The organism is Clostridium lamae (assembly GCF_033043255.1).
GTDB classification, from domain to species: domain Bacteria; phylum Bacillota; class Clostridia; order Clostridiales; family Clostridiaceae; genus Clostridium; species Clostridium lamae.
In genome coordinates, this window is sequence record NZ_JASCQJ010000043.1 from 17,487 (window position 1) to 29,183 (window position 11,697).

Annotated in this window: 10 protein-coding genes; 9 read left to right on the forward strand and 1 reads right to left on the reverse strand. The window is 28.2% G+C overall.

All coding sequences use genetic code 11. From position 1 onward, the window contains the following. The first annotated feature begins 94 nt into the window (after nt 1-94). From QK892_RS15465 to aspS, 7 genes are all read left to right on the forward strand, one after another. Nucleotides 95-613 carry an adenine phosphoribosyltransferase gene (locus QK892_RS15465; protein WP_317274453.1) on the forward strand — a complete coding sequence of 173 codons (519 nt, stop codon included), beginning with the start codon at nt 95-97 and terminating at the stop codon, nt 611-613. 100 nt (nt 614-713) lie between these two features. Further along, nucleotides 714-2,903, forward strand: a complete 2,190-nt coding sequence (locus QK892_RS15470; RefSeq protein WP_317274454.1) for a RelA/SpoT family protein — start codon at nt 714-716, stop codon at nt 2,901-2,903. A 12-nt stretch (nt 2,904-2,915) separates the two neighbouring features. Next, a complete protein-coding gene (dtd, locus tag QK892_RS15475) occupies nt 2,916-3,365 on the forward strand; it encodes a D-aminoacyl-tRNA deacylase (RefSeq protein WP_317274455.1) in 450 nt (149 codons plus the stop codon). Between the two features lie 15 nt (nt 3,366-3,380). After that, the gene (locus QK892_RS15480) at nt 3,381-3,983 is read left to right on the forward strand and encodes an MBL fold metallo-hydrolase (protein ID WP_317274456.1); all 603 of its coding nucleotides are present in this window, start codon (nt 3,381-3,383) and stop codon (nt 3,981-3,983) included. Nucleotides 3,984-3,994: 11 nt separating this feature from the next. Further along, complete coding sequence (locus tag QK892_RS15485) at nt 3,995-5,419, forward strand: coproporphyrinogen III oxidase (RefSeq protein ID WP_317274457.1); 1,425 nt, start codon at nt 3,995-3,997, stop codon at nt 5,417-5,419. Between the two features lie 11 nt (nt 5,420-5,430). Continuing rightward, nucleotides 5,431-6,678, forward strand: coding sequence for a histidine--tRNA ligase (gene hisS / locus QK892_RS15490; RefSeq protein ID WP_317274458.1), 1,248 nt, complete (start codon nt 5,431-5,433; stop codon nt 6,676-6,678). Between the two features lie 16 nt (nt 6,679-6,694). Next, the gene (aspS, locus tag QK892_RS15495) at nt 6,695-8,479 is read left to right on the forward strand and encodes an aspartate--tRNA ligase (protein ID WP_317274459.1); all 1,785 of its coding nucleotides are present in this window, start codon (nt 6,695-6,697) and stop codon (nt 8,477-8,479) included. A gap of 124 nt (nt 8,480-8,603) precedes the next feature. Here the strand turns inward: aspS and QK892_RS15500 are convergent, their stop codons facing one another. Beyond that, nucleotides 8,604-8,867, reverse strand: a complete 264-nt coding sequence (locus QK892_RS15500; protein WP_317274460.1) for a DUF1294 domain-containing protein — start codon at nt 8,865-8,867, stop codon at nt 8,604-8,606. 239 nt (nt 8,868-9,106) lie between these two features. On the opposite strand from QK892_RS15500, the gene QK892_RS15505 reads away from it, so the two are divergent. Further along, a complete protein-coding gene (locus tag QK892_RS15505) occupies nt 9,107-10,423 on the forward strand; it encodes an APC family permease (protein WP_317274461.1) in 1,317 nt (438 codons plus the stop codon). Nucleotides 10,424-10,594: 171 nt separating this feature from the next. After that, a complete protein-coding gene (locus QK892_RS15510; protein ID WP_317274462.1) occupies nt 10,595-11,374 on the forward strand; it encodes an EFR1 family ferrodoxin in 780 nt (259 codons plus the stop codon). The last annotated feature ends 323 nt before the right edge of the window (nt 11,375-11,697 follow it).

The following is an 11,697-nucleotide window of genomic DNA, read 5'->3' on the forward strand; positions in this document are numbered from 1 at the left end:
TATTTTAATTATTTATTATAAGTTTATATTATTTTTGTATAAAGTAGTTATAATAATTATATAGTTTATAAATTAAAGTGATGGAGGAGTTATCATGGATCTAAAGGAAAAAATAAGAGTAATTGAAAATTTCCCAAAGGAAGGTATTAGTTTTAAAGACATTACTACAGTTATTGGTGATGGTGAGGCTCTAAGATACTCAATAGATAAAATTGTGGAGCATTTAAAAGATAAAAAAATAGATTTAATAGTAGGGCCTGAGGCTAGAGGATTTATTTATGGGGTTCCAGTTGCATATGCTATGGGGATAGGATTCGTACCAGTTAGAAAACCAGGTAAATTACCAGGTGAAACAGTATCAGTAACTTATGATTTAGAGTATGGTAGCGATACATTACAATTACACAAAGATGCTATTAAGAAGGGTCAAAGAGTAGCTATAGTTGATGATTTATTAGCAACAGGTGGAACAATAGAAGCTGTTGCAAAGCTTGTAGAATTAGCAGGTGGAGAAGTTGTTTGTTTAGATTTTGCTATTGAACTTACAGGACTTAATGGAAGAGATAAACTTAAAAAGTATGAAGTTATGTCATTAGTTGATTATGAGTTTTAATATTGTTGAAATAAAAAGATAAATATTATATAATAAAAGAAAATGGCTGGTTGTTAAAACCAGCCAATTATTTTAGACTAAATCAAAGGAGATTACCCATATGTATGAAAGCCTATTGCAGAAAATTAATGAAAATTGTAATAATATTGATATAGATATAGTAAAAAAAGCATATGATTTAGCTTTTGATGCTCATAAAAATCAAAAAAGAGAATCAGGAGAGCCATATGTGACTCATCCTGTTGATGTTGCTATTATATTAGCTGAAATGGGTATGGATACTAGTACTATTGTGGCTGGCCTTCTACATGATGTAATAGAAGATACAGAATATACTTACGACGATATAAAAAATATTTTTAATGTAGAAATTGCAGATTTAGTTCAAGGAGTAACTAAACTTGGGAAAATAGAGTATAAAACTAAAGAAGAGCAGCAAGCGGATAATGTTAGAAAAATGCTTCTAGCTATGGCAAAGGATATAAGAGTAATAATTATAAAGCTTGCAGATAGGCTTCATAATTTAAGAACATTAAAGTTTATGCCAAAAGAAAAACAAAAACAAAAAGCTAAAGAAACTTTAGATATTTATGCACCTTTAGCTCATAGACTAGGTATCTCTAAAATAAAATGGGAACTTGAGGATTTATCTTTTAGATATTTACATGAAGAAGAATATTATGATTTAGTAAAAGAAATAGCGGAGAAGAGAGTCGAAAGAGAAACATATATATCGGAAATTAAAGAAGATTTATATAAAAAGCTAGATGAATCAGAAATAGATTGTGACATAGATGGAAGACCGAAGCATTTTTATAGTATTTATAAAAAAATGGTTAATAAAAATAAGAGTATTGAACAAATATTTGACTTAACAGCTATTAGAATACTAGTAAATACAGTGAAAGATTGTTATGGGGTATTAGGAATAGTTCATACTATATATAAGCCTATTCCAGGTAGGTTTAAGGATTATATAGCAATGCCTAAGCCTAATATGTATCAATCTCTTCACACTACTGTTATAGGGCCTCAGGGAAAGACTTTTGAAATTCAAATTAGAACCTTTGAAATGCATAGGACTGCTGAATATGGTATAGCAGCTCACTGGAAGTATAAAGAAGGTGATAATCAAGAAGATAGAGAAAACACTTTTGAAAATAAATTAGCATGGCTAAGAGATATGCTAGAGTGGCAAAAAGAAACATCTGATGCTGAAGAGTTTATAGAAGGTTTTAAAATAGATCTATTTACAGATGAAATATTTGTTTTTACTCCTAAAGGTGTAGTTATAAACTTACCAAGCAAGGCAACACCGATTGATTTTGCATATAGAATTCATACCGACGTAGGAAATAGGTGTGTAGGGGCAAAAGTAAATGGTAAGATTGTACCACTTGATTATAATTTAAAGACTGGTGAAATTGTTGAAGTAATAACATCTAAAAATGCCAAGGGGCCTAATATAGATTGGCTAAATATAGCTAAGAGCAATCAAGCTAAAAGCAAAATAAGGCAATGGTTTAAGAAGATTAAAAAAGAAGAAAATATAGATAAAGGTAAAGAAGCTTTTGAAAAGGAACTTAAAAAGCAAGGTGTTATATATTCAGAAATAGCAAAAGGCGAAGTTTATGAAAAAGCCATTAAAAGATACAACCTGCACAGTATGGAAGATCTATATGCTGCAATAGGTATAGGACAAATATCAGCTTCAGCATATATTTCTAAACTTAAAGAAGAAAATATAATTGAAAAGCATAGTGCTGAAACAATAAATAAAGCTATTGATGATCATATAAATAAGTCAGATAAAAATACATCTAAGGCTGCAACATCTAATTCCTATGGTGTTACTGTAAAGGGTGTTAGTAATTTAATGGTTAGATTTGCTAGATGTTGTAATCCGGTACATGGTGATGATATACAAGGGTATATTACAAAAGGTAGAGGAGTTTCTATCCATAGAAGTGATTGTAGTAATTTAAAGTCGTTAATAAACTTTGATTCAGGAAAAGTAGTTGAAGTATCATGGGGATTATCAAAAGGTGCTGCTTATGTGGCAGAAATACAAGTTAAAGCTGAAGATAGGATCGGAATATTATCAGATATTATGACGATAATAACAGAATCTAAGCTTACTTTAAATGCTTTAAATGCTAAATCATCTAAAGGTAATATAGCTATGATTAATATAAGAGTAAAAATAGATTCCATTGAACAACTTAAAGAACTTATGAGAAAAATAAGAAGGCTTAAAGGTGTAATGGATGTGTATAGAATGAACAATTAGAGGGGATTAATAATGCGTGTTGTAGTTCAAAGAGTAAATTCTTCTAGAGTTATCGTAGATAATAATGTTGTAGGGTCAATTAATAAAGGACTGAATTTATTAATTGGTTTCTCAAAAGAAGATACAGAAGAAGATTTAGCATATTTAAAAGATAAAATAGTTAATTTAAGAATATTTGAAGATGAAAATGATAAAATGAATCTTTCTCTTTTAGATGTAAAAGGTGATATTCTAGCTATATCTCAATTTACCCTATATGGTGATTGTAGAAAAGGAAGAAGACCTAATTTTATGGAAGCAGAAGGCGGAGATAGAGCTAACTCTTTATATGAAAGATTTGTTCAGTTATTAAGAGAAACTAATTTAAAGGTTGAGACTGGAGAATTTGGCGCTCATATGAAGGTTGATATTGTTAATGATGGACCAGTTACGATAATTTTAGATAGTAAAAAGAATTTTTAGTTAGGAGGGAAGGAAATGATAATAAAGACATATCCTCTTGGGTCACTACAAACTAATTGTTATATTGCAATTGATGAAGAAACTAATAAAGCAGCAATTATAGATCCAGGAGCACAAGCTAGTTATCTTATTAAAGAAATTGAAGCTTTAGGAATTGATATAGATGTAATTCTATTAACGCATTGTCACTTTGATCATAATGGGGCAGTTGTAGAATTAAAAGATAAATACAAAGTAGATGTATATTTAAATGAAGCTGAAGAAGAATATATGAATATTGATACAAGTGGAATATTTGGTAAGTTACCAAAGTTCTATAAGTACTTATATGAAGGGCAAGAAATAAAAGTAGGTAGCTTAACTTTTAAAACTATTTTTACACCAGGACATACAAAGGGAGGAACCTGTTTCTTAGTAGAAGATAATGTATTTACAGGTGATACATTATTTAATACATCTATAGGAAGAACAGACTTTTTAGGTGGAAGTTATAATGAACTTATTAATAGTATAGAAACTAAGCTTATGATTTTAGATAACAACATTAATGTATATCCAGGACATGGACCTAAATCTACTATTATTCATGAAAGGATGAAAAATCCATTCTTAGTATAAGAGGAGAATAAATGAAAGTAATAATTAAACTAAACAATTTAAAATACAGATATGATGTATATCAAATGTTTAATATATACTATCCTTTAGATGAAATTAAGTTTGAAGATAAAGGAGATTATATTATAAATATAGAAGAAGATAAAGTTTCATTTTCATATAAGGAGCTTTATAAGGAAGCTTTATTAGGAGAAAATATTAAAGAAGATATAAAGAAATTAATATTTTCTTCTCTTAAAGAAATAACTGGAGATTATTATCCCTGGGGAATACTAGTTGGAATTAGACCTTCTAAAATTGCTCTAAAGTATTTAGAAGAAGGTAAAAGTGAAGATGAAATAATAGAATTATTTAGAAACAAACATTTAGCTTCAGAAGAAAAGGCTAGACTTTGTATTGAAGTAGCTAAAAAAGAAAAAAAACTAGTAAATAAAGATGAAAAAAATATTGCTATTTATATAGGAATGGCTTTTTGTCCAACTAGATGTTTTTATTGTTCATTTACAGCAAATCCAATAGGGGGAAATAAAAAGCTAGTAAATCCTTATTTAGAAGCATTAACATATGAAATTAGAGAGATGAAGAAATATGTTGATGAAAGAGGATTAAAAATAGAAAGTGTATATTTTGGAGGGGGAACTCCAACAGCAGTAAATAATGATGAATTTGAAGAAATAATGAAAGAAATATATAATGCTTTTGTTGAAAATAGAGATTTAATTGAGTTTACTGTTGAATGTGGAAGACCTGATAGCATTACATTAGAAAAATTACAAACAATGAAAAACTATAATACTACTAGAATTAGTATAAATCCTCAAACCATGAATGATAATACATTAAAGATGATAGGTAGAGGGCATTCTTCTAAAGATGTAATAGAAAAGTTCAAATTAGCTAGAGAACTAGGTTTTAATGATATCAATATGGATATGATTATTGGGCTACCTGGAGAAGGTATAAAGGAAGCTGAATATACAGCAAAAGAAATATTAAAGCTTAAACCAGATAGTTTAACTGTACATGGCTTATCATTAAAAAGAGCTTCTATTCTTTATGAAAACTTTATTCTAAAAAAAGGAATACAAATTAAAAAGCAAGAAGAGCTTTCTTCAATGTATGAAATGAGTAGAATGTTAGCAAAGGATTTAGAGATAAAGCCATATTATATGTATAGACAAAAAAATATGGTTGGAAATATGGAGAATTTGGGATATTCTAAAGAGGGCAAAGAATGTTTGTATAATATTCAAATGATAGAAGATAAGCAAACTATAATTGCATTAGGAGCTGATGCAGTCTCTAAAGTTGTATTCTTAGAAGAGGATAGAATAGAGAGATTTGGAAATGTAAAAGACATCAGAGAGTACACTAACAGAATTAAGGAAATGGTAGAGGAAAAAAGAAAACTTTTAGATACACTTTACCTTAAATAGGAGGAGATATTATGGAAATCCAAGCACCTAAGGGTACGAAGGATATGCTACCTCAAGATGCTTATAAGTGGCATTATGTAGAGGGAGTATTAAGAGAAGTTTCAAAGGCATTCGGAGTAAGAGAAATTAGAACACCTATATTTGAACATACAGAGTTATTTTTAAGAGGTGTTGGAGAAACTACTGATATAGTGCAAAAGGAAATGTATACTTTTAATGATAAAGGTGATAGAAGTATAACATTAAAACCAGAAGGTACAGCACCAACTGTTAGAGCTTTTATTGAAAATAGACTATTTAATGAAGCACAGCCAACAAAATTATATTATATTATTCCATGTTTTAGATATGAAAATGTTCAAAAGGGAAGACTTAGACAATTTCATCAATATGGAGTAGAAGTTTTTGGTTCTAAAGAGCCATCTATGGATGCAGAAGTTATTTCTTTAGCTATGGAAGCTTTAAAGAATTTAGGATTAAAAAGCTTAAGTTTAAATATAAACAATTTAGGTTGCCCAAATTGTAGACCTAAATATAATGAAGCTTTAAAGAAGTATCTAGAAGAAAATTATAATAATCTTTGTAATGTATGTAAAACAAGATTTGAAAAGAATCCCATGAGAATTTTAGACTGTAAAGAAAAAACTTGTAAGGAAATTACGAAAGATGCTCCAATTATTTTAGATTACATATGTGATGAATGTGATTCACATTTTACTGAAGTAAAGAGATATTTAGATGCTTTAAATATTAAATATAATATTGATCCAGGCATAGTTAGAGGCTTAGACTACTATACTAAAACTATTTTTGAAATATTAAATGATGATTTTACAGTTTGTGGTGGTGGTAGATATGATAAGCTAATTGAAGAAATTGGTGGACCAGAAATGCCAGCAGTAGGATTTGGATTAGGATTAGAAAGGCTTATAATGACATTAGAAAATGAAGGAATAGAAATTCCAAAGGAAGATGTTATTGAGCTTTATATAGGAGCAAGAGGCGATAATGCAAAAACTGAAGCCTTTGTTTTAGCAAATAAATTAAGAAGTAATGGAATAAAAACAGAAGTAAACCATATGGGAAGAAGCATAAAAGCTGAAATGAAATATGCAAATAAAATAGGTTCAGTCTTTACAACTATTATAGGTGATGACGAGCTTCAAAATAAGACTTTAAAGCTTAAGAGAATGAGCGATGGAGAGCAATTTGAAGTTAGTTTAGACAATATAGAAGAAATAGCAAAGGTTATAAAATAGTTAGGAGGAAGTAATAATGGGTGAAGCTTTAAGTGGATTAAAGAGAAGCCTAATGTGTGGAGAAGTTAGGGAAAGTAATGTTTCTCAAAAGATCACATTAATGGGTTGGGTACAAAGAAATAGAAAATTAGGAGGTCTACAATTTATAGATCTAAGAGATAGAACAGGTATTATGCAAATAGTATTTGGGGAAGAGATAAATGCAGAGGCTTTTGAAAAAGCTAAAGATGTAAGACCTGAATATTGTATTGCAGTAACAGGAGAAGTTGTATTAAGAGAAGCTCCAAATCATAATATGCCAACTGGATTAGTTGAACTTAAGTGTGAAAGTTTAAAAGTTCTTTCAGAATCAGAAACTCCTCCAATCTATATAAAAGAAGGATTAGATGCTGCAGAGAATATAAGATTAAAATATAGATATTTAGATCTTAGAAGACCAGATATGCAAAGAATATTTATGATTAGAAGTAAAATATCTAAAGCAGTACGTGATTATTTAGATGCAAATAACTTCTTAGAAGTAGAGACTCCTATATTAACTAAGAGTACTCCAGAAGGAGCTAGAGACTATCTTGTGCCTTCAAGAAATTATCCAGGAATGTTTTATGCACTTCCTCAATCACCACAAATATTTAAGCAATTATTAATGGTATCAGGATTTGATAGATATTATCAAATAGCTAAATGTTTCAGAGATGAAGATTTAAGAGCAAATAGACAACCTGAATTTACTCAAATTGACTTAGAAATGAGTTTTGTTGAACAAGATGATGTAATGAAAATGAATGAAGGTTTAATTGCTCATGTATTTAAAGAAGTTGCAGGTGTTGATGTTAAGCTTCCTATAAAGAGAATGACATTTAAAGATGCAATGGAAAAGTACGGATCAGATAAACCTGATTTAAGATTTGGAATGGAAATAACTAATATTACAGAAGACGTAAAGGATATGGACTTTGTAGTATTTAAATCAGCTATAGAAGCTGGTGGTTCTGTAAGAGCTCTTTGCCTAAAAGGTGGAGCAGACCTTGGAAGAAAGCCAATAGACAAATTAGGTGAGTTTGTTAAAACATACAAAGCTAAAGGTCTTGCATGGATTCAAATAAAAGAAGATGGAATTAAATCATCAATTTCTAAATTCTTAACTGATGATGTGACAAACTCAATAATTAAAACTATGAATGCAGAAGTTGGCGATGCTATATTTATAGTTGCTGATAAAAATTCAGTAGTATTCCAAAGCTTAGGTGCATTAAGATTAGAATTAGCTAAGCAGTTTGATTTAATTAAAGATAAGAATGAATTTAACTTTACTTGGATAACAGAATTCCCTCTATTTGAATACAGCGAAGAAGATGGAAGATATTATGCTGCTCACCATCCATTTACTTCACCAATGGATGAAGATTTAGCTATGGTAGAAACTAATCCAGGAGAAGTTAGATCAAAAGCTTATGATTTAGTATTAAATGGAGAAGAATTAGGTGGAGGATCAATAAGAATTCATGATTCTAAGTTACAACAAAGAATGTTTAAAGCTTTAGGCTTTACTGAAGAATCAGCACAAGAGAGATTTGGATTCTTAATAGATGCCTTTAAGTTTGGACCACCACCACATGGAGGTTTAGCTTTTGGTTTAGATAGAATGGTAATGTTCTTAGCTGGAACTGAAAATATTAAGGATGTTATAGCTTTCCCTAAAAACCAAAATGCGTACTGCTATTTAAGTGAAGCACCTAATATAGTAGATGAAAAGCAACTTGTAGAGTTAGGAATTTCAGTTAATAAAATAGAAGAATAATAGTTAAAAGTTAATAAGTAAAAGTTAATAGTTTAGGAAGTAATTTGTACCAAATTACAAATAGGAAAGGAGATAGTTTTATTAAGCTATCTCTTTTTTTATATGAAATTATTTTTAATAATATTTATAGAATTAAATAGCATAGAATTAAAATTTGAATAATTAAAATTAATGGTATCCCAATAGTGAATTTTAAATGCTTTGTTTTATGTCTGAATGTGTATATACCTATAAGACTTCCTATACTACCACCTAGTATAGATATTAAAAATAAAGTGGATTCTTTTATCCTCCATTGATGTTTAATAGCTTTTTGCTTATCTATATAAATCGTAATAATAGCAATAACATTAATTAAAATTAAATAATAAAATAATATGTTTCCCATAATAATCTCCTCAATACTTTTTATAAAGTAATTATATAATGAATTAATTATTATGGAAATAAAAACTATTATTTTATTGATATTACGAATGTTTCATACTTTCATTCTAATATTGAAAGTGAATGTATAAAAAATATAAAAATATTGATAAATTATTGTTCTTATTTTCCTGTTTATATGTTATATTTTACATAGGGAATTAGACATTACATAATATAACTTAAGGATGAGGTGGAATAATGAAAAAAAATGAATATGGTTTATTTACTACCATAGGTATGATTGTGGGAATTGTAATTGGATCAGGTATATTTTTTAAAAGTGATAATATACTTGTAGCTACAAACGGTAGTATTAGTTTAGGCGTCTTAGTTTTTTGTATAGCTGCTTTAGGTATTATTTTTGGAAGTTTAACTATTTCAGAGCTTGCATCAAGAGAATCTAAGGCTGGTGGAATAATATCTTACGCGGAATATTCATACAATGAGTCTATAGCATGTGCTTTTGGATGGTTCCATACGTTTCTATATTATCCTACATTAGTTGCTGTTGTTTCATGGGTGGCAGGGATATATATTTGTATGCTCTTTGGTATTGAAGCCGGACTAGCTATCCAAACTATTATTGGATTAGTTGTAATCATAGTATTTTATATATTAAATTTATTATCAGCAAAATTAGGTGGATATTTTCAAAATGCATCAACTGTTATTAAAGTAATTCCGCTAATATTAATTGCATTAGCAGGAGTTTTTTTTGGTAACCCTAGTTCTATAAATATAGGTGAAGTTATACATATGAAATCAACATCTTGGATAGCGGCTATTGCACCAATTGCTTTTTCTTTTGATGGTTGGATAATTGCAACATCTATAGGGCATGAAATAAAAGATTCAAAAAAGAATTTACCAAAAGCATTAGTTATCGCTCCTTTATTTATACTACTAATATATGTTCTTTATTTTGTTGGCATAAGTATATATGTTGGACCAGAAAAGATAATGGCATTAGGAGATTCTCATGTTGATCTAGCAGCAAATATGATATTTGGAGTATGGGGTGCTAAGATTATTTTAACCTTTGTAGTTGTATCAATTTTAGGAACGGTAAACGGATTAATAATGGGTCACATTAGAATGCCATATTCTCTAGCAATAAGAGGAATGTTCCCAAAATCTAAAATCGTAAAAGTAGTAAATAAGTTTTTAGGGATGCCAATATATTCAACTATTGTAGCTTTTATAATATCAATAGTTTGTTTAGTGCTACATTATATAACACAAAAGTATAATTTATTACCTAATGGTGATATTTCAGAAATATCAATAACAGTTAATTATTTATTATATATACTAATATATATTAAAGTTTTAAGAATGGGCATAAGTGGAGAAATTAAAGGTTTTATAAGAGGGAAGATAAATCCTATTTTAGCAATAGTAGGGTCTCTTATAATTTTATTTGGTAGCTTATCAAATCCATTATTCTTTATTTACTTATTTATTTGTGGAAGTTTATTATTAGCAGCTATTTTATTTTGGAAATATAGAAGTTAAGAGCTTAAATATAAGATATATGAAATAATTTGATGAATTTCTAAAAATTATTAGTAAAAAAGGCGTAAAAAAAACGTTTCCAATATATTCCAAATAATATATAATTTTAGTTAAAGTAGGAAAAAACTAATAATATATCAATTTAGAATATTAAATTAGGGGGACTTTGCCTTGAAGGGAATAATTTTATACTTTAGTGGAACTGGTAATACTAAATTTATAGCTAATAAGATTGCAGAGGAATTTTATAAAAATGGCTGTGAAATAGATACATACTCTATTGAGGAAAAAATAGACTTAAAAAATGTTTCTTATGATTATTTAATTTTAGGTTTTCCTAAATATTTTGAATATATTCCTAAATTTTTTATTGAGTATTTAGAGGATAATTTATCTGATACTTCAAAAGAAATTAAGACTATGATTTTTTCAACTGGTAGAGATAGAGCAAAAACATATTTTAACGAATTAGAAAAGAAGCTATTAACAAAGAATTATAGAGTTATAGTAACTAAAAATTTTCAAATGCCAGATAATTATACTTTATCAAAAGGATATAAAAAATTAACAAGAAAAGATTATAAAGAAATCTTTGATAGTTCTTTAGTTGAAATAAAAGATGCTGTAGTAAATTTTTTAATGGATAATTATATGAAGGAAAATGTAAATGAAATTAAAGCCTCAATATATAAAACTATAAATAAAATGAAGACTAAAGACTTATATAAAAATTCTGTGAAGTATTCAGTAAATTCTGATTGTGATAAATGTAATTTATGTGTAAAGATTTGTCCGACTAAAAATATAGATAATATTGGTGGGGATATTAAGTTTCGGGATAATTGTATAATGTGTTGTAGATGCGTTAATGCCTGCCCTAAAAATTCTATAATGTATAATGAAAAAGAACACTATCAATACAAAGAAAATATAGACTTAATAGTTGGTTAATATATGTATAATATTACGAGCCGACCTTTAAGATTTAATAAAAATATATTTTTTAATTTGAAGAATTAGGAGGCTGTGCCTTCTTTTTTCTATATATATGGTAGTTTTTATGATATTATGTATACATACAATTTAAAGGGGGATACATATGAGGGGGATTATAAGAAGTATAGTAAAAATTATTTATGGAATATTAATGGCTTTATTTACTATAGGTATATCAACAATTATAGCCTTGAATTCTCAATGGATTTATAAATATTCAATAGATAAATATAATTTAGATAGGATTGTAAAAGTATCTAAAGAAATGTTAATGAATG

Coding starts and splice junctions, on each gene's coding strand:
- QK892_RS15465 (WP_317274453.1), top strand. CDS start 95: ATGGATCTAAAGGAAAAAATAAGAGTAATTGAAAATTTCCCAAAGGAA.
- QK892_RS15470 (WP_317274454.1), top strand. CDS start 714: ATGTATGAAAGCCTATTGCAGAAAATTAATGAAAATTGTAATAATATT.
- dtd (WP_317274455.1), top strand. CDS start 2,916: ATGCGTGTTGTAGTTCAAAGAGTAAATTCTTCTAGAGTTATCGTAGAT.
- QK892_RS15480 (WP_317274456.1), top strand. CDS start 3,381: ATGATAATAAAGACATATCCTCTTGGGTCACTACAAACTAATTGTTAT.
- QK892_RS15485 (WP_317274457.1), top strand. CDS start 3,995: ATGAAAGTAATAATTAAACTAAACAATTTAAAATACAGATATGATGTA.
- hisS (WP_317274458.1), top strand. CDS start 5,431: ATGGAAATCCAAGCACCTAAGGGTACGAAGGATATGCTACCTCAAGAT.
- aspS (WP_317274459.1), top strand. CDS start 6,695: ATGGGTGAAGCTTTAAGTGGATTAAAGAGAAGCCTAATGTGTGGAGAA.
- QK892_RS15500 (WP_317274460.1), bottom strand. CDS start 8,867: ATGGGAAACATATTATTTTATTATTTAATTTTAATTAATGTTATTGCT.
- QK892_RS15505 (WP_317274461.1), top strand. CDS start 9,107: ATGAAAAAAAATGAATATGGTTTATTTACTACCATAGGTATGATTGTG.